This is a genomic window from Phocaeicola fibrisolvens (genome assembly GCF_025567125.1).
GTDB lineage: Bacteria > Bacteroidota > Bacteroidia > Bacteroidales > Bacteroidaceae > Phocaeicola > Phocaeicola fibrisolvens.
In genome coordinates this window covers 35,129-57,717 of the sequence record NZ_JAOQJI010000005.1, presented here as the reverse complement: position 1 = coordinate 57,717, position 22,589 = coordinate 35,129, and the positions used below count along the sequence as shown (strand labels likewise).

The following is a 22,589-nucleotide window of genomic DNA, read 5'->3' as shown; positions in this document are numbered from 1 at the left end:
ACAACAAAATAACAAGAATATGAGAACATTTGCATCTTACTTCTTCTTTTACTTTTATTTCTTTTACTTTAGCAATGAAGTGAAGCGGGAGTTTGCATGCATACGGTAAGAAAAAATTAAATTGAAATGATAATACAAAGTCCCGCTTCCATGGAGCGGGACTTTTTTTATAGTTATAGTTACACAAGATGAAAAAGATAGCCATACAAGGAGTTCCGGGCTCGTACCATGACATCGCAGCCCATAAGTTTTTCAAGGACGAGGAAATCGAACTGATTTGCTGTAATACGTTCGAAGACGTGTTCGACACCCTTCGGAAAGACAGCAGCGTCATCGGAATGATTGCCATTGAAAATACGATTGCCGGAAGCCTCCTTCACAATTACGAGTTGCTCAGAGACAGCGGGGCAACGATTATCGGAGAACACAAACTACGCATCAGCCACAGCATCATGTGCCTGCCCGGAGAAGACTGGAGCACACTGACCGAAGTCAACTCCCATCCGGTGGCACTGGCACAATGCCGGGATTTCCTGCAGCATCACCCGCAGCTGAAAGTAGTGGAAACGGAAGATACCGCAGGCAGCGCACGCGACATCAAGGAAAAGGGTCTGAAAGGACATGCCGCCATCTGCTCCAAGTATGCCGCCGAACTTTACGGCATGAAAATCCTGCAGGAAGGCATCGAGACCAACAAGCACAATTTCACCCGCTTTCTGGTGGTATGCGACCCCTGGATGGCCGACGAACTGAAAGACCGTTCGAAAATCAACAAAGCCAACATCGTCTTTTCATTGCCACATAGCGAAGGAAGCCTCTCGCAGGTGTTGTCCATCTTTTCATTCTATCACATCAACCTGACCAAAATACAATCGTTGCCCATCATCGGAAGGGAATGGGAATACCTGTTCTACGTGGACGTCTTGTTCAACGATTATCTGAGATACAAACAATCCATTGATGCAGTCATGCCATTAACCAAAGCACTTAAAATTTTAGGAGAATATGCAGAAGGAGAATCAACCATATAAAATAGAGCCGGCCAACCGGTTAAGCAGTGTCAGCGAATATTATTTCAGCCGGAAGCTGAAAGAAGTGGCACAGATGAATGCCGAAGGAAAGAACGTCATCAGCCTGGGAATCGGAAGTCCCGACATGCCGCCTTCAGAAGAAACCATCAACGTGTTGTGCGAAAATGCCCGCAAGCCGGACGCACACGGCTACCAGCCTACTGTGGGAATACCTGAACTGCGCAAGGCCATGGCCGACTGGTACAAGAAATGGTACAACGTAGACCTGGACCCGGCTACGGAAATCCAGCCGCTCATCGGTTCCAAGGAAGGAATCCTGCACGTCACCCTGGCACTGGTCAATCCGGGCGACCAGGTGCTGGTTCCGAATCCGGGATACCCCACTTACACTTCACTGAACAAAATTCTGGGAAGCGAAATCGTGAACTACAACCTGCGGGAAGACAATCATTGGCAACCCGACTTCGACGAACTGGAGAAGATGGATTTGAGCCGGGTGAAAATCATGTGGACCAACTATCCGAACATGCCGACAGGCGCCAATGCCACGCTGGAACTTTACGAAAAACTGGTCGACTTCGCCCACCGTCACCAGCTGGTGGTAGTGAATGACAACCCCTACAGCTTCATTCTGAACCGTAAGCCTCTCAGCATCCTGAACATTCCGGGAGCCAAGGAATGTTGCATCGAGTTCAACTCCATGAGCAAGAGCCACAACATGCCGGGCTGGCGTGTGGGCATGCTGGGCACCAATGCTACCTTCGTACAGTGGATTCTGAAGATAAAAAGCAACATCGACTCCGGAACCTTCCGGCCTTTACAGCTGGCCGCTGCTCAAGCCTACCGTAACAGTGCAGAATGGCACGAAGAAGCTAACATCCATACCTATGCACGTCGCCGGAAACTGGCCGAAGAAATCATGCACACCTTAGGATGTACCTTCGACCCGGAACAAGTAGGTATGTTCCTGTGGGGTCGTATCCCCGACTCTTACGCCGATGTGGAAGACCTGACCGAGAAAATCCTTCACGAAGCCCGTGTCTTCATCACTCCGGGATTCATTTTCGGCAGCAACGGAAAGCGCTACATCCGCATTTCGCTTTGTGCCAAAGAGCCCCAACTGGAAGAAGCTCTGAAACGCATTCAAGCAGTTATGAACAAATAAACATTACAAAAATCAAATACTACCATGGAACAATTGGATTTATTACCCATCGAACTGGAAGGTGTTTCTCAGGAACGCCCTCTGATCATTGCAGGTCCCTGCAGTGCTGAAACTGAAGAGCAAGTCATGACTACGGCCAGAGCCTTGGCCGACAAAGGCATCAAGATTTTCCGTGCCGGAATCTGGAAACCCCGTACCAAACCGGGAGGCTTTGAAGGTATCGGCGTGGAAGGACTTTCCTGGTTGAAAGAAGTGAAAAAAGAAACCGGTATGTACGTGGCTACCGAAGTCGCTACCGCCAAACATGTATACGAATGCCTGAAAGCCGACGTGGACATCGTATGGATTGGTGCCCGTACAACTGCCAACCCGTTTGCTGTACAAGAAATTGCCGATGCCCTGAAAGGTGTGGACATTCCGGTGTATGTGAAGAACCCGGTCAACCCGGATCTGGAACTCTGGATTGGCGCCCTGGAACGCATCAACAATGCAGGACTGAAACGTATCGGAGCCATCCACCGCGGATTCTCTTCCTACGACAAAAAGATATACCGCAACCTGCCACAGTGGCACATCCCTATCGAGTTGCGTCGCCGTATTCCAAATCTGCCTATCCTTTGCGACCCGAGCCACATCGGCGGAAAGCGTGAACTGATTGCTCCGCTCTGCCAGCAGGCCATGGACCTGGGATTCGACGGACTCATCATCGAATCACACTGCAATCCGGAATGTGCATGGAGCGATGCCGCCCAGCAGGTAACACCTGATATCCTCGACTACATCCTGAACCTGCTCGTCATCCGTTCAGAACACCAGACCACAGAAAACCTGAACGAGCTGCGCCGCCAGATTGATGAATGTGACAACGAACTGATGGACATATTGGCCAAACGTATGCGGGTATGTCGCGAAATCGGAACCTTCAAGAAGGAACACAACATGACCATCCTGCAGACCGGACGTTACAACGAGATTCTGGACAAGCGAGGCGCACAAGGCTCACTCTGCGGAATGGACCCCGACTTCATCAAGCAAGTGTTCGAGCTGATTCACGAAGAAAGTGTCCGTCAGCAAATGGAAATCATCAACAAGTAAGCACGGGAGCGAGAAATGAAGATATTGATTTTAGGAGCCGGAAAAATGGGCTCCTTCTTTACCGATGTATTGAGTTTTGAACATGAAGTAGCCGTGTACGATGTAAATCCCCAGCGCCTGCGTTTCATGTACAACTGCTACCGTTTTACCCAACCGGATGAAATCAAGGAATTCCAGCCAGAACTGGTCATCAATGCCGCCACGGTGAAATATACCCTCGATGCGTTCAACCAGGTGCTTCCGCTCCTGCCTAAAGACTGCATCATCAGCGACATTGCCTCCGTGAAAACCGGGCTGAAAGAGTTTTACGAGCACTGCGGTTTCCGTTACGTGTCCACCCACCCGATGTTCGGTCCCACGTTTGCCAACCTCGACAAACTGAGCACCGAAAACGCCATCATCATCAAGGAAGGCGACCATTTGGGCAAGATTTTCTTCAAAGACCTCTACCAGCGTCTGAAGCTGAACATCTTTGAATACACGTTCGACGAACACGACGAAACCGTGGCCTACTCCTTGTCCATCCCGTTCGTATCGACCTTCGTGTTTGCGGCCGTCATGAAACACCAGGATGCTCCGGGTACCACCTTCAAGCGCCACATGGCCATCGCCCAAGGCGTGCTGAGCGAAGACGATTTCCTCTTGCAGGAAATCCTGTTCAATCCCCGCACGCCGGCACAAGTGGAAGGTATCCGTACGGAACTGAACGAACTGCTGGACATCATCAGCCGGAAAGACGCGGAAGGCATGCATGCTTACCTGACCAAAATCCGAAAGAACATCAAATAATAAACAGAAAAAAAGTCTCAGACTAAAATTACGAAAATAAAAATCCTCCTGCCTTTAGCCATAGAATGCAAGACAAACTAAAGCTAAACACAGGAGGATTTCTTATATAATCACAAATAGATTCCTTTTATCTCCAACAGATTCATCTGCAATCAGAACCGGTATCCTACCGTCAACAAGAAAGCCAGGTTCTTGTTATTTTCATTTACAAAACTGTCTTTAATCATATTGGTAAATCCATACTGTCCGGTCAGGTTAATCAAATAATGGTCGTCCAGTTCAAACCCGATACCATATTGCAAACCCACAGCACAGCGGTTCATCATGGCCTCATCACTGTTACCCACCTTCTTAAACAACTTGGTGCCTACTTCTGCCCCATTAGTTTCAACAGTCATTTTTCCACCCAATCCAAAGCCTACATACGGACCAAAGTTAATCACGAAACGATTACTTTCTGTTATATTCATTTTTACTGCTGCCAGCAAAGGGATATCCAAATATACCGGATTCATCTTTACATCGACCCCTTCCTCACTCTCCTTACAGCCTTTGCTGGTAAAGTTCAATCCAGACTGGAAAGACCACATGTCATTAATGGCATAATCCATACCCAATCCAACCGTATAACCCACTTTCATATCAGCCTCACTGTTAGTGATGTTTGCCATTGACATACCTCCATGGATGTCAAATCTAGCCTGTGAATAACCTGTTACAGCCAGCAATCCCAATAACAAAGTTAATAATGTCTTCTTCATAGTCAATAAATATTAAATTAAGTTTCTGTCCCCTCCGAAACAATTTCATTAATAAAGAGAAACACGGAGACCCACCTTTCGGCTATGTTTCCATTCACAAAACTCTAAACCTTTCCATTTATAAAAAATAAATGTTCCTTTTTGTTCATTTTCACTAAAAAAAGACCAGAAAATAAACAAAAAGGAACACTTTTACCTTTAGGTTCCCTCTTTACAACTTTATTTTTTTCGATACCGATTTCGATTCATTGTGCAGACGGTCGAGTGCAGTCACCACGTAACGGTACTTCGTCTTGCCGTCTTCATACGGCAACTTATAATATTCATCGTGTGTGATGGCTACAATGTGAGACGGATCGTTCAAATTCACCTTTTCCTTCTTATCGAAGCGATACACCACATAATGATAAGCCTTGTCCATCTCCGTCTTGGCTTTCGGTGCGGTCCAGAACAGAATGTAACCGTCTGCTGTCCACACCGGTTTCAGTTTGCGCACCTTTCCGGGAGCCTTGTCGTCCATGAACGGAGAGGCAGGAAGCAATGCCGGATACTTATGGTATTCCTTCACCAGCATATCCCGGTAATGACCCTTGTTTTCCACCACGGCAGCCGCATACCACTGGCAACTTCCCTGTACGGTCGGCAAGGAACGCTGCAAATTGTACTTGGCAGGAATCTGGCTCTGGTTCGGGTTCATCAAATCTGCCTTAGATACCGTACGCACCACATCCTGACCAATATACAACGGACGAGCAGCCGCATGACGTGCCCACCAGCGAATCAACGTCTCATAATCGGCAGCCGGATGACCAATTTCCCAGTAAATCTGCGGAATATTGTAGTCCACCCAACCATTGTTCACCCACAACAGCACATCGGCATACAAGTCATCGTAGTTCTGCAACCCGTTGGTCTCACTTCCGTTCGGGTCGTTTTTCCGGTTGCGGTAAATACCAAACGGAGATACCCCGAACTTCACCCACGGCTTACATTCGCGTACCGTCTCGTGAATCTCCTTAATCAGCACGTTCACATTGTCCCGGCGCCAGTCGGCCCGACGGGTAAATCCACGGCCATACGCCGCAAAACTGATATTGTCCGGAAAATCCTCTCCCGGATTCGGGTACGGATAGAAATAGTCGTCCATGTGAATGGCATCCACATCGTAACGGCTCACAATGTCGCGCACAATCTTGCAGATATATTTTCTGGATTCCGGCAATCCCGGGTCGAAATACAACTGTCCGGCATACTGCACGAACCATTCCGGATGCTGGTTATAAGGATGCATCGGCGACAACGCCCCCGTTCCTTTCGTCTTGGCCCGATACGGATTGATCCACGCATGCAACTCCATGTTCCGCTTGTGACATTCCTCAATCATAAACTGCAACGGGTCCCACATGGGAGAAGGCGCTTTTCCCTGTACGCCCGTCAAAAAACGACTCCACGGTTCGTATGGCGATTTATACAATGCATCCGCTTCCGCTCTCACCTGGAAAATGATGGCATTGATACCCGCTTTCTGCAAATTGTCCAGCTGGCTTACCAACATTTTTTTCATCTTCTCCGTAGGCATTCCCTGGAACTGTCCGTTCACACACTGTATCCATGCTCCGCGGAACTCCCGTTTAGGATAACGCGCCTGCGCATGCAAGCTGCCTGCCCACAGGCTTCCCAACAGGACAAACAACATCAATAGTCTAGTCTTCATATCTGTCAATTTTATCATATTCTTTTTCCTTTCCGGACAAATGTCCGATTAAGTCGCAAAGATAAAGATTATATTTGAGAAGCACCCTCCAGCAAGATATTATTTATGAATGATTTGACAGTAACAATTCTTTTATTCGTCCCTATATAAAAAAGAAAACCTCAGGAGAAATTCTCTGTTTCACACTGTGGGATACAAAAACCACAGTGCGGGATATATATTTCACAGTGTGGTACACAAATCCCACACTGTAAAACAGAGAAATTATCAGAGTATTTTACAGAAAATATCAGAGAGTTCCGAAGAAAACCTTTCCACTCCGTCCAAATTTCTTTCTGCATTTCTCGCAAATATAATTGACCATAAAATGGTTTCTCTCTACCGAAGCACTTTCCGGTCAACCTTGATTTTACTTTTCATTAACCGTATGATTTAAATTGTCTGACAAACTTACCGTTGCTCTGTAGCAAGGCAAATAGAAAGTGGATAAATAACAGTTTATCCGGACGTATTCCTGTATGTCTGAATATAAAATATATACGCTTACAATATGGATGAAAACATTTGGTATTCCAAAATAAAATAAATAATTTAGATGCGAAGATATAAGTATTAAAGTTACGAGAAAACACATAAAAACGGGACCCCAAAAAAGTAACATGAAAACAAAGAATCTATTTGGAATATTGATGCTGTTCCTGTTTACATTTACCTTTATCAGTTGTAATAAAGAGGAGGAATTTTCTAAAGAAGAGATACAACAAGTGCTATTTGACATGAAAGGTACTTATCACGGCACGGTTCACGTGAGTGCTCCAATTTGCCTAAAATCACATATCATTTCGAAGGAATGTGCGAATAGCATAAAATACGAAAAGGTAACAATAGAAAAATAAATACAAAACTATATCATGAAAATGAAAACAAGATTTCTATTAGGAATATTGCTCCTGTCAGTATGCGGTCTTACAGGATGCAGCGACGCTGGTAACGAAAACACGAATAACGTGATTCCATTCAACCTTAATAAAACTTCTTATGAAGTAAGATTAAAATACGTTGGCACCCAGATTCCTATTACAAACGGGAGTGGAGACTTCAGTGTTTCCGCAGCAGATGAAACTATGGTAGAAGCCAAGATAATTCAAAACGAAGGAGCAAACACCTATATTTTTATCGAAGGTAAACAGAAAGGAAAGACCACACTCAACGTGACGGACAATGTAACAGGTGATATGAAGACAGTAGAAGTGAAAGTGACGGATTGCTACCTGGCATACGCCATTGCTGAGAGCAATCATCCGATACTGAAAACTGGTATGGTACTTTTTTTAGTAAACAATCAAGCACGTGATTACTATCTCTTTGTTAAAGACAATATACATGGACAGTTATACAACCAGCCACTGGTTAAAGGCAGTTATGAGTTCTTTGTTACTATTGACTCAGATACAGATCCATCGTCACAATTATATTACATTCCTAATTTACGTTTAACATATCCTTCCAATGAGGATGGGAACTTGACTGATTCCAGTACTGCCACAACGGCCCATGATTTTCAAATCGAATTATGGGGTGAAAATGCAAGTTCTTCATACGCACTACAAGCCGTTCAAAACTATTTAGGCATAGATTGGAAGGAACTTACGGATAACTCCCAGACAAAATCACCTTCCCCCATAGATATGAAAATGGTAATGACTGTTCCTGATACAGAATATGAAATAACAGGACTAGTTAGCACAGCATCTATACCGGAAGGCGTGTTGGATTGACCGTATAATCAAATGGAGATTTCTCAATCCGAACAGTTTAACTTTAGGCGTACCAAGCGCTTTGCAGGTGCATGACGAGCAGAAAACAATAAAGAATATAAATACAGAGTAACAGAGCAATATGAAATAACGTGAGTTTGATGTCCTTCTCGAACTCACGTTACTTTATCGTATCCCCTGCTAACGAACTAGGTGTTTTATCACCACTTCTTTGATTTTTATATCTCGGGGAGCCAAAAAAATTTCCATCTCTTTCCCTTCTTCCAGTTTCTTCCTGTAGGTTTCAAACGAGACATACAACAAAGAGAAGAATTACGTTCTTCATCGCATTGTCAAGGTTTATCAATGAGTCTTTCTGTCTACATATTCTTTGTTTATCACTTCCTGACTCACCAGTTTTCCATCCTGAAAAGTAAATGCCGTAGTCAAAGTGTACCATTCCCGGTCGTAAAGACTTTCCTGATACAGCAACCGTTCAAGGGGACGGTTATGTATATCCATTGTCATTTCCTTCGCGTAGGGTTCACCAACAAGTGCCAAAAAATCCTTTTTACTCATTCCAATTTCAATCTTTTCGGAAGTGAACTTACTGTTTTGCACTCCCAAAAGGGATGCACAGCCCACCTGCATGATGCTGCAAATCAGTAGAACAATCAGTTTAAGTCTCATATTATACAAATTCATCTGTAATCCTTTTATGGGTGATTCGGTGTCTAATTTATATGTTTATTCTGGAATAAAAAGAATACAAGCTTACTTTTTATCTTTCTTAAAAATTGGTCTTATAATCTTATTCCATATTTTTAGACTTTAGAATAAAAGTTAGAATTCAAAAGACCGTTCAAATGATTAAAAAACATCTCAAAGCGTGGAAAGTTATCGTCCCGGCATGATGGTAGGATTGCCCCCTTGGTTTTTAAATTTAACGCTTCTTACTATTTCATACAGAATACCTCCCACATCCAGACCTATCTTGGTCTTATTGAACTTATAGTAAGGTATTGCTATAGGACGGGTATCCCAACTTTTTCTCATAGGGTCGTATATTCTTTCAACGCCCATTTCCACTCCCCAACGATCATTGAACTCATAGCCGATAGTCCCCCCGTAACGGTTCATGTAAAACCCGTAGGCACTTGTGGGAGCGTATGAGCCAAAGGCTCTGAAGCTCAGTTTGTCGGTTGGTCTGTAGATGAGGGCTCCTGCCGCACCGAAAGCCTGACCTGTACTGAATGGGAAATTATACTTTGTAGCATTCACTCCTCCCTGAATTTCCCAAAAGTCATTTATATCATACCGGTACATCAGTGAGGCTTCGTTGATTCTTCCAATTCCGGGTAATATAGATTGTGAACCATAGCCGTACAGATTCGGAGCAATCTTCCCATTTGTGCTGTAATCGCCGTAAAACATCGGAGAAGGATTTGTGTAGTAAGGCATATAAAATGGACGGCGGAGCCTTATTTCCTGAATCTCCATTTGAGGAATATCCGTTTCCGGCTTTATGTCCGGTATCTCTTCTTTTACAGCGAATGGTTTCACCGTCGGATTTTCACTCCCTACATATTCATTCGATATTGTCTTCAGACTATCTTTCTTCAGTTCGGAGACGTTTTCCTGAGCATATACACTGACTGTGATGCAACATAACACTGTAATTAAATATATTCTGATGCTCATACTGCTAACTATGTTGGTGAATACAATACAAATATAAGAATTAAATTGTAAGACAGATGATTAGAAAGTATCTATTTTACCAGGTTTTCTACTGATTGCCCATATTTAGTCGCCACATTTCACATTCCGCCGCACTTTGGTTATCCATTGTCCGTCCGGTGTGGAAACAGTATGTGATTATTTTCATTCTCACTAAAAATAATACGTCAACGAAGCCACGAACGTCCTGAACTTGGTGTCCGGATTATGCTGATAAGTCTTCGTCATGCCCCAGTCGTATCCTATGGCTATCTGTACCTGGCGGGCTATCTCCACTCCGGCACGAAAGCCCACTCCCCAGTCGAAGCGGGGCATCGTTCCGTCCTTAAATACATTAGAGGAAACTGTCTTGACGACTTCCGGCTCTCCCAAATTGCTGCTTATCTGCTTCATTTGACCGAACAGACCGACATTGAAGTGAGGGCCGGCATCCAGAAACAGACTGACATTCTTCCCGACCTGCAGTTTATAACCTATGTGAATGGGAAGATGAAGATAGTAAGGCGTACTTTCATATTCGTAAGTATTTTCGTTCATCACATAATAATAAGGGCTTTTCCAGCCGTAGGAAGAAAACATAAGTCCCATATTCACATACAACCCTTTCGCCGCCTCACGGAAGGCATATTCCCCTTTCAATCCGGCATGAAAACCGGATTTAGGCATGTTTTCCTTGGTGGAGTGATAATTATATCCTCCTGAAAGTCCGTACCTGAATTCCTGTGCCTGCACCGAAGCAAACAACGACACACATATTGCCAACGTAAGTAAAAGTCTTGTCTTCATAATCTTATGATTTTAAATCAATTATCATTCTTTTTCTTTCGGAGAGCTTATCCAATCGCTTTCGTACACATTACATCCTCCTAAAAGCCCGATGCCGTTCTCCACATTGGTATAATGGCTGCGGATGGGAGCCAACCCATATTTTCCCAAATCATTGTTTTGGATACGATTGAGCGCCTCTAAGTAAGTGTACATTTCTTTCGACAGCTTGTACAAATAGATTTTATAGGCGATGGTTTCCTTTTGCTCTTCATCTTCATAACCGAGATCGTAATATGTACCTACCTTCAGCGTATAACTCTTCCCGTCTATCTTGCTGTCATCCCAACAATATAGATAACGGTAATACTCTTTCGAAATATCAAAAATAGCATCGAATCCGGTCTTTTCCGAAAGCAACGGTTCCTTTTCCAAATCAAGGTCTACAGGCATATACTGTATGGTATCCCGCATTTCGGGGCTCGCATACACCGTTTTTTTCTTTTTAAGGACCCTCATCCCATAATAATCCTCCGTATCGGCCGTATCAGTGAAAGAGACGCGAAACTGTATGCTCCAGCCATAATTGCCGTCTGTCAGCACCACCTCCAGTTTCTCCAATGGAAAGGCCTTCGGTATCACCGTTTGTGCCTTGGCGAGCGGCAAATCGGGATAAGAGACTTCCATCTCGATACGGTCATCTTCTTTCAGCCTGCCCAACACATAATACGACTGAGCCGGAAGCAAACCGGTAGCTGTTTCCGTGTATTTTATCGCCTTCTCCTCTCCGTTCAGCTTGAACACCAGCGTAGGCTGGCCGTCTGTACTCGCCTCCTGGCCATGAATCACCCGGCTCCGGGCCACCTGTATCAAGGTCGTGTCACTCCCCGTAAAAGGCATGCAGAAAAGCACGACCTTGCTCTCGGCATCCATCTCTTTCAAACTGAAGTCGTGCGTACACGACTGGCATATAAAGACTCCTAAGAGAATCAACCACATTCTGTATCTCATACGAATTTAAAATTTAAGTGTATAACTGAAGGACGGTATGACAGGAAATACCCCGTGGGCTTTCCCCACAAACGTACCGTCCGGATTTTGCTGTACGGTGGCATAAAGCGGGTTCATCCGGCAATACGCATTATACAGACTGACATTCCAGATGCGCTCGAAACCTCTTTTCGTGGTTTTGCGGAAGTTAATCCCTACATCCAACCTGTGATAGGCTGGAAGGGAGACATTGTTGGGCATCTCGTACACCAGCATCTCTTCATTCGTTTTTTCTACTCCCGGTATGACAGGAGCATCCACCTGCTGCGACGGAAGGGTGATGCGATTCCCACTTCGATAGTTCCACGAGGCGTATGCATCGATCCGGTCATTGAACTTATGCGAGATAGAGACCGAAAATTTATGTCGGTTGTCGAACTTATCGGGATACCATGCAGGATAGAAGTCCGGGAAATACCGCTTGCTCCACGACAAGGTGTAGGAAGCATCGACCGAGGTCTTCCCATTGCTGTAACTGACATCGGTCTCCATTCCGTAAGCTTTTCCTTTTCCGGTTCTCACCTCATTCTCCCACCGGTCCGCCGTAGGGTTAAGCACGCCACTGCTGCCGTCATATTCTATCAGGTTGTCCAGGGTCTTATAAAATCCCTCCAAGTTCCACCGAATGCCATACGGCAGTTTGCCGTAGACTCCTGCGGCATATTGCCGCGATTTCATCGGCGTAATAAGTGCGGTGGAAGGCACCCAATAGTCGGTGGGCAGGTTCAGGTAAGTGGCCGAAAGCTGGTGCATGAACTGGCTCATCTCCGTGTACGAAACCTTCAGACTGGCCTTGTCGCACAACCTGAGGTGGATTGCCGCACGCGGCTCTATCGAATGATATTTCGTACCCGATATGCCAAACAATGTGTAATGTACCCCTCCATTCAGCTTCACGTGTTTACCTACCGACAGGTCATCTTCTGCATAAAGCGTGAATTCATTGCTCCTGTACCGGCTGATGATTTGGTCGGTCAGCGCGTTTGGAGAAGCATCGTCGTACTTGGAATAATAATTCTGGGGCACAAAAAGATGGTGCATATAGTTGGATCCGAAACGGATGTGATTCCACACATTCGGACGATAGTCAAACTCCATCCGGTAGCCGAAATCATGGATAGTGGAACGATTGCGCTGCTCTTTTACGATGGCTCCCTTCGTTCCTTCAATATATCCCAACCGCTCTTCACTCAGGTAATTGAAGTTCGCCCGATTATGGGTATAAACCCCTGTAATATTGGCAAACATCTTGTGCGAGAAAATGTATTTCCAGTTGACGGATGCGGTGAAGTTTCCCCATTGCAGACTGAACTTGTCTACATTGGTCGGCTCCGGGTCAAACAGGTATTCTTTATGCCTGAACTTGAAAAGGTCATTTCCCGAATAAAGGCTGATATCCGCACGACTTTTTTCCGAAAAGATATGGGTTACCTTTGCATTGAAGTCATGAAACGCATACCGCAGATTCTGCTTGTTCCGACGACTGGAGTTTATGATGGCAAGAGCCGGAGCCGTGAGCAAGTCCATCCACGTACGGCGCAGGGCCACATTGAACGAAGTACGGTTCTTCACAATCGGTCCTTCAAACTGTATTCTTCCTTCCAGTAGTCCCAGCGTGAAACTGCCCCGATACTTCTTCAGGTTTCCGTCATTGGTACGTACATCGACCACCGAAGAAAGCCGTCCGCCGTAGCGGGCCGGGAAGCCACTCTTATAGAAATCTATATTCTTGATAATGTCCGTATTGAATGCAGAAAACAGTCCTCCGGCATGGTTCACCTGATACAAGGGAGTACCATCCAGCAGAAACAGGTTTTCATCGTTATTGCCGCCATGCACGTACAACCCGGAGATAAGTTCCGTCCCGCTGGCCACTCCCGAGAGACTTTGAAGTTTCTTCACCACATCGGGCGAACTCATAAAGTTGTTTCCGTTCACAAAATCCTTTGCCGTAAGCGACACCTTCCCTGTCTGGGTGGTGTATAAAGGAGAATTCAAATCGGCGGTCACGACCACCTCCTCAATTTGGTAATCCGATTTCAGCCAAATATTTTTTGTTTTATTTCCCTTCAACGTAATCTCTTCCAGTAGTTCTCCGCTGCCGATGTGCGAGAATCGGATTTTGTGGGTTCCTTCACTCAAGGTCAGGCTGTAAAAACCGTGCTCGTTGGTCAGTGTTCCTGTATGAGAGGTGATGTCCCACACGGTAGCATTGATAACCGTCTCTCCGTTTTCCTGATAGACGTATCCGCTTAACGTATAGGAAGACAGTTTTTTAAGTATCACATACTCGCCGTTCATCTCCCATCGGATACCTGTATGCTCGAACAGGGTGGAAAGGGCACTTTCCAGACTGTTCATATCGAGATGCTTACCAACATAAGGAATGTCGAGCTTGATAGAAGCATCGTACACAAAGCTGACCGGATATACTTGTTTCACCTGTTCCATCAGGTCTTCAATTGTGACCCGATGCTGTGCATACAGGGATAAGGCATTCATCAAAGAAGCCAGAAAAAATAAGGGTAGGATGCTTGTCTTCATCTGCTTTTCTTTGTGATTTTTATATCCAGTGTCTTTTCAATCAACGCGATGATTTCCTCCAGGTTATCCGTCTTGAACTCTCCGGTAATCGTCCGGTAATGTGCCGACGAATACAGGGGTGTGCCATAATAAAGGGAAAGTTCTTTGAGGACCTCCTCAATCGGAGTGTTCCGGTAAATGAATTTACCCGTTGCCCATGCCGACGGGTTGGGAAAAGCCGGACGGCTCACCACTGGCATTTCGTCGCCATGGGCCAGCATGCCGCACATGTCTTTCGTGAGGATAATCCCGTCTTTGCCGTATCGGGCCTTGAACACCACCTTACCGGATTTTACATACACACGGGTAGCCGTGTCCTGTCTGGATTCGTCCACTTCAAACTCGGTACCCAACACTTTCACCTGCGCATAGTTGCTTGTGGCCAGGAAAGGAGCATGCACATTCCTGCGGACGGAAAAATACACCTTCCCGGACAGGCTCACCGCCCGGCATTCTTTTCCGTATGTATCCGCATCGTATGACACTGTGGCCCCTTGGGAAAGAATGAGCAGTGTACTGTCCGGCAAAAAATACCGGGTCACTCCAGTCTCTGCCGTGAGACACACGGTATGAGGTTCCTTTCCATTCCACAGGATATGATACCCCACGATACAAAGGAATATCGCCGCGGCTATACCCGAAAAATACAGCCAGCGCCTTCCGGACGGATGGGATTGTCCCTCACCCATCATTTTTCGCAAGGCCTTCCGGGTATCCAGTTTCCCGTATGTGTAATACCGAAGGACAAACTGGAGTTTTCTTTCTTCTTTATCTTTCATAAGAAAATGTGTTTTTAGCTAAGACTGAATGTCCGGCAGAAAATCCTATGCCGGAAACAAAAAAATTATCCGAAAAAGAACAGATACACCTTTTTCACTCCTGCCTTCACGGTTTTAATTGCCTTGCTCATCTGGTTCTTCACCGTATGGACAGAGATACCCATTCTGACGGCTATTTCCTCGTATTTCAACCCCTCTTTCTTGGCCAGCAGAAACACTTCCCTGCACTTTTCCGGCAAAGAGTCTATGGCCGTCCATATACGAGCCTCATCGTAAGCCCATTCTTCACATTCTTCGTCCGAAAGGATTTCTTCAAGGTCGGAAGGCTGCAAGTTGCTGTCAATCAATGAATCTTTCTTCAAAATGTCTATGCATCGGTTCCTCACCATGGCATACAGGTACGATTTAAGGCCACTTGTATCCACTCCCCTGTTTTTCCGCCTCCACAGTTCCATGAAACAGTCCTGTACCGTATCTTCCGCATCATCAATATCTTTCAGGTAATGAAGTGCGAACAGACAAAGCGGACGGTAATATTGAAGGAAATGCTCTCTGAATATTTTTGTATTGATGTCCATGTCCCAATGTAATTGATAGATTCGCATTTTTAGGAAAACTCAGAATCGAAAGTTTACCACTATGAAAGGACTCGTCTTTTATTATATTTAAACACAAGGACAGTTTTTTATACATTCTTTAAACAGGATACACTTCTAGAAACTTCACAGCGGATACATTTCATATAAGAATTAAGAAAGAAAAAACTTATATTTGCATTACCTGAACCAACAATCCTAAGAGTATGAGCAAGATTTATCCGGTAGGCATACAAAGTTTTGAAGAGATACGTAAAAACGGCTACTGCTATGTGGACAAGACGGCATTGATTTACCAACTGGTAAGCAGTGGTAAATACTACTTTCTGAGCCGTCCCCGACGCTTCGGAAAGAGTCTGCTCCTCTCCACGCTTGATGCCTATTTTTCAGGCAAAAAAGAGCTGTTTAAAGGCCTTTTCATGGAACAAAAGGAAAAGGAATGGACAGCTTATCCCGTATTGCATCTCGACCTGAATGCACGGAGATACGAGGATGAAGCTTCTCTTTATGCCATACTCAACCAACATCTGGAAAGTTGGGAAATAATCTATGGAGATGAGAAAAAGAATCGGGCACCGGAAGAACGTTTTGCCTACCTGATAGAAAAAATCAGCCGTACCACCGGAAAGAATGTGGTCGTATTAGTCGATGAATACGACAAACCGATGTTGCAGGCCATCGGTAACGAGACTCTTCTCCGCAATTACCGCAACACACTGAAAGCTTTCTACGGAGTATTGAAGACCTGCGACAAGTACCTCCGGTTCGCTCTGCTGACAGGTGTGACCAAATTCAGTAAGGTCAGTGTATTCAGCGACCTGAACAACCTGGAAGACATTTCCTTACAGTCCATGTACAACAATCTATGCGGAATCACAGAAAAGGAATTATCGGAAGTCTTTGCAGAAGACATCCAGCTATTGGCCGACAACAACGCACTGACCTATACGGAAACTTGTCGCCAACTGAAAGATTGGTATGACGGATACCATTTTGCCTACCGGTCGGAAGACATCTACAATCCTTTCAGTCTGCTTAACGCCATGAAAAGCAGGGAATTCGGAAGTTATTGGTTTGAAACAGGCACACCGACTTTTCTCGTAGAATTAATCAAACGCAGCAAATATAATTTGCAACGGCTCACGGAAGAAATAGCCACCGCCGATTCATTGGGAAGCATTGACACAATGGAGACCAACCCCGTTCCCATTCTCTACCAAAGTGGCTACCTCACCATTAAAGGATACGACAAAGAATTCAAGGTGTACAAACTGGGATTCCCCAATAAGGAAGTGGCAGAAGGATTTACCCGCTTCTTGCTGCCTTGTTATGCCTATATGCCTTCCGGCAATCCGTCCTTTGAACTCATGTGTTTCGTAAAAGAGATTCGAAACGGAGACATAGATGCTTTTATGAAACGTCTGCAAAGTTTCTTTACAGACACTCCTTATGAACTGATACGAGATTTGGAATTACATTATCAGAATGTGCTGTTTATTGTTTTCAAACTGTTAGGCTTTTATACCCAGGCAGAATACCATACCTCGGAAGGACGCATTGACCTGGTAGTGAAAACAGAGCAGTATATCTATGTTATGGAGTTCAAACTGGACGGAAGCGCGGAGGAAGCGCTAAAGCAAATCAATGACAAACAATATGCACTGCCTTTTGCCACCGATACAAGAAAAGTCTACAAACTGGGAGTAAACTTCAGCCATCGTACACGCAGCATCGAAAAATGGGTGACAGAAGAAGTCCGTTCATGAATTCTCGCCTTCTTTAAACTCCTCCCATTTCTTGACTACGGTCTCAATCGGGATGTCCAGTAGTTTCATCTGACTGAAAAGCTCCGGCAGATTTTCAGTCATAAACTTCAGACTGCGGGCCTGTCTGATCTTTTTCAGAGCATCGACAGTCACAAAATAGCCCAATCCCCGCCGGGTATAAATGATACCCCATTGCAACAGCAGGTCGTAGGTCTTCACCACGGTATTGGTGTTGACTTCGAACAGGACGGCCTGCTCACGCACACTGGGTATGCGATCATCCGAATGATACTTCCCGGCCAATATCTCGTCACAGATTCGTTCTGCCATCTGCAGATAAATAGCCCTATCTTGTTTGAAATCTACCATCTTCCTATTTAAACTCCAACCTTCTAAAACCTTTATAGGTCATGACAACAGCCACTATGCTCCAAACCACAGAAACCGATACCCAAGTGTATTTGATGATGCTTTTGGGAGCACCTAATCCATACATGCACACCACAGGCAACACATAAGAGCACACACATAAAACGACTAGCAGCCAGAACTGAATCTTACTGTACTGTTTCCTGCACATCACCACCAGCGTCAACATCGCTACATAAAAAGCCACTACCACCTGCACGATGAGTTGTGTAAATCCATAGCCTCCTCCCAAAAAGAGAAGAACCAGTCCGTCTGTTTTCTCCGTAAAAAACAACGGAGCAGCCAGTTGTATGAAGATATTCGACAAGACCGCACATCCCACCAACATCACCGTACCTATCAAAAAGGTACTGACAAACAAACTTACATATTTTTCTGCCCACGTGACCGGAAGCATGAACTTATTTATCAAATCTTTATCATTCCGCATGTTTTCCATCAGACTCCAAAACGTATAATAATAGGACAGGAGAATCAGCAATTGTTCGATAAGTGACAAACATTCTTTCAAACTATCTCCTGACACAAAGGCACAGAACACACAGATACTGAAGGAACGTAAAAGCAAAAGCTGGATAAACGCTTTCTTTTTTCCATAGAAAAACATTTCCTTTAACTGAAGCTGACTGAACCTCCACATTTCTTTTACGGCAAAACTTTTCATACCTTTCCTCCCTTCTTCATTAAGGCATTAAACAGCAGTTCCAAAGACACTTCCGTATCTATCTCCTCTCGTTTAGGAGTGATTACATGATAACCCTCTGCACAAGGTTCTGCATACAGTGCTCCTTCTTCATCGCTCTGGATACCGAATGAATAGCGACTGGATATTTCTTCCAAAGAAGCCGCATACACAGAGGCATCCTTTCTCAACACAATCACATCGGTCAACAGATTTTCAATGTCCTGCACAATGTGAGTGGACAAAACCACTATCTGATCTTCCCGGACATGCTTCATCAACAACTTACGAAACATTTTTCGCGCAGGAATATCCATTCCATTGGCTGCCTCATCCATCAATACCATCTTCGTCCCTAACGACAAAGCGATACTGAAAGCTATTTTGTGTTTTTCTCCCAAGGATAATTTGTTCAGGTTCTTGATGTCCCGCTGCAGCCCGAAATCGGCCAGGCAGTCATTCCACACGTCTTCACGGAACCCGGGATAGAAACCGGTGTAAACAGACAGAAACTGATCCAGTCTCATATCGGGAAAAGTAAAATCAGCCGGCAGCATGAACACATTCCGCAAGGTCTCGACCTCCCTCTTCCGTACGCTACGACCGTCTGCATCAATCTCACCGCTTTGCGCAAAGAGCTTGCCTGCCATCAGTTTCAAGAGCGTAGTCTTACCGGAACCATTCATGCCCAGCAAACCATACCATCGTCCCTCCTCCAAACGGAGACTCAGATTGTCCAACACCATTCTATCAGACTGATACCCAAATGAAACACTTCTTAGTTCTACCATAGTCACTCAACTGAAAATCGTTATACTGTACCATCAAAGTGGTACAGCAAAGATAGGAATTCTTATTGGAAAAACAAATGATTTTCCGAAAAGAATGAGACAATATCCACCAAACGTCAAGTAACTTTCTATGTTTCCCTTCCGCAAAACCTACGTTTCCCGATGTGGAAACCTACGTTTCGCGCAAGGAAAACATACGGTTCCGCACCGGAAAACGTAAAAGACTTCTTTCCGTACGGAAGTATTCGCTTTGATAATTCCAGCTATTTTTCGTAACTTCGCACGTTCATCTAACAAGAAGAGACACATGTCAGAAAATGATTTTATTACCATAAAGGGTGCCCGGGTGAATAACCTGAAAAACATCGACGTACGTATCCCCCGCAACAAGCTGGTAGTCATTACCGGACTGTCCGGTTCGGGAAAGTCGTCGCTGGCATTCGACACGCTGTATGCCGAAGGGCAAAGACGCTATGTGGAAAGCCTGTCTGCCTACGCCCGCCAGTTTCTCGGACGTATGAGCAAACCGGAATGTGACTTTATCAAGGGGATTCCGCCGGCCATCGCCATCGAACAGAAGGTGACGAGCCGCAACCCACGTTCTACCGTAGGTACATCGACCGAGATTTATGAGTACCTGCGTCTGCTTTTCGCACGGGTGGGAAAAACCTATTCGCCCATAAGCGGACAACTGGTGAAGAAGGACAGCGTGGAAGACATTGTGAACTGCATGCTGTCGTATCCGAAGGGTACACGCTACACGGTGCTGACCCCCATCCTTCCCCGCGACGGAAGAACCGTGGCGGAACAGCTGGACATGGACATGAAGCAAGGATTCACCCGACTGGAGGTGGACGGCGAAATGGTACGCATTGAGGACTATACCTACCACGAAAGCGACAAGGTGTATCTGCTGGTAGACCGTATGAGCTGCGACGACAGCAAGGATGCCATCAGCCGACTGACGGATTCTGCCGAAACGGCCATGTACGAAGGCGACGGCACGTGCATGCTCCGTTTTTACTTGTCGGACGACACCCGCCTGCATGTGTTCAGCACCAAATTTGAAGCTGACGGCATCAAGTTTGAAGAACCGAACGACCAGATGTTCTCGTTCAACTCGCCGCTGGGAGCCTGTCCTACGTGTGAAGGCTTCGGCAAGATTATCGGCATCGATGAACATCTGGTAATCCCCAACCGGGCACTGAGCGTGTACGACGGGGCCGTACTCTGCTGGCGAGGTGAGAAAATGGGAGAATGGCTGAACGAGTTCCTGCGGGAAGCGCCGGCTCATGATTTTCCCATCTTCACACCGTACTATGAACTGACGCAGGAACAGAAGGATTACCTCTGGCACGGACCGAGAGAGAAGGTCTGCATCGACTCTTTCTTCAAGATGCTGGAGGAAAACCAATACAAGATACAGTATCGCGTGATGCTGGCCCGCTACCGGGGAAAAACGACCTGCCCTACTTGTCATGGCAGCCGGCTGAAAAAGGAAGCCAGCTACGTGCGGGTAGGCGGAAAGAACATCTCGGAACTGGTGGAAATGCCGATTACCCAGTTGCAGGAGTTTTTCCGTACCTTGACCTTGGATGCCCACGACACTCTCGTGGCACAACGGTTGTTGAGTGAAATCAAGAACCGCCTGACCTTCCTGTCGGATGTGGGACTGGGCTACCTGACCCTAAATCGGTTGAGCAACTCGCTCTCCGGAGGTGAAAGCCAGCGAATCAACCTGGCTACCTCGCTGGGAAGCAGTCTGGTGGGCTCGTTGTACATCCTCGACGAACCGAGCATCGGATTGCACAGCCGCGACACCACCCGCCTCATCAAGGTGCTGCGCCAGTTGCAACAGCTGGGCAACACGGTGGTAGTGGTGGAACATGACGAGGAAATCATCCGGGCAGCCGACTACATCATCGACATCGGTCCGAAAGCCGGACGACTGGGTGGACAGGTGGTGTACCAAGGCGACATGAAAGACTTGCACAAAGGCAGCGACAGCTATACCGTGAAATACCTGCTGGGAGAAGAAACCATTGACCCTCCTGCCAGCCACCGCCCGTGGAACAACTACATCGAAATCAAGGGAGCTCGTGAGAACAACCTAAAAGGCATCGACGTACGCTTCCCTCTCAACGTGATGACGGTGGTGACGGGTGTCAGCGGTTCCGGAAAGAGTACGCTGGTGCGCGACATCTTCTACAAAGCCCTGAAGCGGGAATACAGCGAGTCGAGCGAACGTCCGGGCGAATTTGTCTCACTGGGCGGCGACATCCACCAGGTAAGTGACATCGAGTTTGTAGACCAGAACCCAATTGGAAAATCTTCCCGAAGCAATCCGGTGACCTACGTCAAGGCGTACGATGAAATCCGGAAACTGTTTGCCGACCAGCCGCTGGCCAAGCAGATGGGATACAGCGCAGGCTATTTCTCGTTCAACACGGAAGGCGGACGCTGCGAAGAATGCAAGGGAGAAGGTACGGTGACGGTAGAAATGCAGTTCATGGCCGACTTGGTGCTGGAGTGCGAATCTTGCCACGGCAAACGCTTCAAGAACGACACGCTGGAAGTGAAGTTCGAAGGGAAAAACATCTACGACGTACTGGAAATGACGGTCAACCAGGCCATCGAGTTCTTCACGGAACACAACCAGAAGAAGATTGTCAAGAAGCTCCGTCCGTTGCAAGATGTGGGGCTGGGCTACATCAAGCTGGGACAGTCCTCTTCGACCCTTTCCGGAGGAGAAAACCAGCGCGTGAAACTGGCCTACTTCCTCAGTATCGAAAAGGCACAGCCTACCATCTTCGTGTTCGACGAACCGACCACAGGCTTGCACTTCCACGACATCAAGAAACTGCTGGAGGCCTTCGACGCCCTCATCAGCCGGGGACATACCTTAGTCATCATCGAGCACAACATGGATGTCATCAAGTGTGCCGACTATGTCATCGACCTCGGACCGGAAGGAGGCGATAAGGGAGGTAATCTGGTAGTGGCCGGTACACCGGAGGAGGTAGCCCAATGTGCCGCTTCCTATACGGGACAATACTTGGCCGAGAAACTCAATCCGCAATCTTAACGCACCAACTA

The 22,589-nt window shown here is 46.1% G+C and carries 19 protein-coding genes; 7 read left to right on the top strand and 12 right to left on the bottom strand.

Features of this window, described 5'->3' with window-relative positions:
* The first annotated feature begins 188 nt into the window (after nucleotides 1-188).
* Genes OCV81_RS03335 through OCV81_RS03320 form a run of 4 tightly spaced genes read left to right on the top strand, consistent with a single transcriptional unit; the run spans nucleotide 189 to nucleotide 4,080 of the window.
* On the top strand, nucleotides 189-1,031 hold the full coding sequence (locus OCV81_RS03335; protein ID WP_022354602.1) for a prephenate dehydratase: 843 nt from the start codon (nucleotides 189-191) through the stop codon (nucleotides 1,029-1,031).
* A complete protein-coding gene (locus tag OCV81_RS03330) occupies nucleotides 1,006-2,196 on the top strand; it encodes a pyridoxal phosphate-dependent aminotransferase (RefSeq protein WP_148328354.1) in 1,191 nt (396 codons plus the stop codon). The genes OCV81_RS03335 and OCV81_RS03330 overlap by 26 nt, the downstream gene beginning before the upstream one ends.
* Nucleotides 2,197-2,220: 24 nt before the next feature.
* The gene (locus OCV81_RS03325) at nucleotides 2,221-3,291 is read left to right on the top strand and encodes a bifunctional 3-deoxy-7-phosphoheptulonate synthase/chorismate mutase type II (protein ID WP_072543198.1); all 1,071 of its coding nucleotides are present in this window, start codon (nucleotides 2,221-2,223) and stop codon (nucleotides 3,289-3,291) included.
* Between the two features lie 15 nt (nucleotides 3,292-3,306).
* Nucleotides 3,307-4,080, top strand: a complete 774-nt coding sequence (locus OCV81_RS03320) for a prephenate dehydrogenase (protein ID WP_148328352.1) — start codon at nucleotides 3,307-3,309, stop codon at nucleotides 4,078-4,080.
* Between the two features lie 152 nt (nucleotides 4,081-4,232).
* On the opposite strand, the gene OCV81_RS03315 is transcribed toward OCV81_RS03320, so the two are convergent.
* Together OCV81_RS03315 and OCV81_RS03310 are read right to left on the bottom strand one after the other, a co-directional pair.
* Nucleotides 4,233-4,841, bottom strand: coding sequence for a porin family protein (locus tag OCV81_RS03315; RefSeq protein WP_148328350.1), 609 nt, complete (start codon nucleotides 4,839-4,841; stop codon nucleotides 4,233-4,235).
* Between the two features lie 211 nt (nucleotides 4,842-5,052).
* On the bottom strand, nucleotides 5,053-6,555 hold the full coding sequence (locus tag OCV81_RS03310; protein ID WP_148328348.1) for a glycoside hydrolase family 10 protein: 1,503 nt from the start codon (nucleotides 6,553-6,555) through the stop codon (nucleotides 5,053-5,055).
* Between the two features lie 911 nt (nucleotides 6,556-7,466).
* Here OCV81_RS03310 and OCV81_RS03305 point away from each other — a divergent pair.
* Nucleotides 7,467-8,333, top strand: coding sequence for a hypothetical protein (locus tag OCV81_RS03305; protein WP_262640038.1), 867 nt, complete (start codon nucleotides 7,467-7,469; stop codon nucleotides 8,331-8,333).
* A 342-nt stretch (nucleotides 8,334-8,675) separates the two neighbouring features.
* Here OCV81_RS03305 and OCV81_RS03300 read toward each other — a convergent pair whose 3' ends face one another.
* From OCV81_RS03300 to OCV81_RS03270, 7 genes are all read right to left on the bottom strand, one after another.
* Nucleotides 8,676-9,017, bottom strand: coding sequence for a hypothetical protein (locus OCV81_RS03300; protein WP_022354613.1), 342 nt, complete (start codon nucleotides 9,015-9,017; stop codon nucleotides 8,676-8,678).
* A gap of 192 nt (nucleotides 9,018-9,209) precedes the next feature.
* Nucleotides 9,210-10,013 carry a hypothetical protein gene (locus tag OCV81_RS03295; RefSeq protein WP_148328347.1) on the bottom strand — a complete coding sequence of 268 codons (804 nt, stop codon included), beginning with the start codon at nucleotides 10,011-10,013 and terminating at the stop codon, nucleotides 9,210-9,212.
* Nucleotides 10,014-10,205: 192 nt separating this feature from the next.
* Complete coding sequence (locus OCV81_RS03290; RefSeq protein ID WP_148328345.1) at nucleotides 10,206-10,838, bottom strand: porin family protein; 633 nt, start codon at nucleotides 10,836-10,838, stop codon at nucleotides 10,206-10,208.
* Nucleotides 10,839-10,862: 24 nt separating this feature from the next.
* The gene (locus OCV81_RS03285; protein ID WP_148328342.1) at nucleotides 10,863-11,828 is read right to left on the bottom strand and encodes a DUF4249 domain-containing protein; all 966 of its coding nucleotides are present in this window, start codon (nucleotides 11,826-11,828) and stop codon (nucleotides 10,863-10,865) included.
* 6 nt (nucleotides 11,829-11,834) lie between these two features.
* On the bottom strand, nucleotides 11,835-14,411 hold the full coding sequence (locus OCV81_RS03280) for a carboxypeptidase-like regulatory domain-containing protein (RefSeq protein WP_262640036.1): 2,577 nt from the start codon (nucleotides 14,409-14,411) through the stop codon (nucleotides 11,835-11,837).
* The gene (locus tag OCV81_RS03275; protein WP_148328340.1) at nucleotides 14,408-15,229 is read right to left on the bottom strand and encodes a FecR family protein; all 822 of its coding nucleotides are present in this window, start codon (nucleotides 15,227-15,229) and stop codon (nucleotides 14,408-14,410) included. Before OCV81_RS03275 ends, OCV81_RS03280 begins: the two co-directional genes overlap by 4 nt.
* 65 nt (nucleotides 15,230-15,294) lie before the next feature.
* Complete coding sequence (locus OCV81_RS03270) at nucleotides 15,295-15,807, bottom strand: RNA polymerase sigma-70 factor (RefSeq protein WP_148328338.1); 513 nt, start codon at nucleotides 15,805-15,807, stop codon at nucleotides 15,295-15,297.
* A 224-nt stretch (nucleotides 15,808-16,031) separates the two neighbouring features.
* Between OCV81_RS03270 and OCV81_RS03265 the strand changes: the two genes are divergently transcribed.
* Complete coding sequence (locus tag OCV81_RS03265) at nucleotides 16,032-17,591, top strand: ATP-binding protein (RefSeq protein WP_148328336.1); 1,560 nt, start codon at nucleotides 16,032-16,034, stop codon at nucleotides 17,589-17,591.
* On the opposite strand, the gene OCV81_RS03260 is transcribed toward OCV81_RS03265, so the two are convergent.
* The 3 genes from OCV81_RS03260 to OCV81_RS03250 are packed head-to-tail and all read right to left on the bottom strand — an operon-like array spanning nucleotide 17,586 to nucleotide 19,493.
* Entirely contained in the window at nucleotides 17,586-17,960 is a 375-nt protein-coding gene (locus OCV81_RS03260) for a GntR family transcriptional regulator (protein ID WP_148328334.1), read from the bottom strand. The genes OCV81_RS03265 and OCV81_RS03260 overlap by 6 nt on opposite strands.
* Nucleotides 17,961-17,964: 4 nt before the next feature.
* Nucleotides 17,965-18,684 (bottom strand): hypothetical protein, encoded by a 720-nt coding sequence (locus OCV81_RS03255; RefSeq protein WP_148328332.1) that lies wholly within the window; start codon nucleotides 18,682-18,684, stop codon nucleotides 17,965-17,967.
* Nucleotides 18,681-19,493 (bottom strand): ATP-binding cassette domain-containing protein, encoded by an 813-nt coding sequence (locus tag OCV81_RS03250; protein WP_148328330.1) that lies wholly within the window; start codon nucleotides 19,491-19,493, stop codon nucleotides 18,681-18,683. Before OCV81_RS03250 ends, OCV81_RS03255 begins: the two co-directional genes overlap by 4 nt.
* 307 nt (nucleotides 19,494-19,800) lie before the next feature.
* Here OCV81_RS03250 and uvrA point away from each other — a divergent pair, with 307 nt between their 5' ends.
* On the top strand, nucleotides 19,801-22,578 hold the full coding sequence (gene uvrA / locus OCV81_RS03245) for an excinuclease ABC subunit UvrA (protein ID WP_148328329.1): 2,778 nt from the start codon (nucleotides 19,801-19,803) through the stop codon (nucleotides 22,576-22,578).
* The last annotated feature ends 11 nt before the right edge of the window (nucleotides 22,579-22,589 follow it).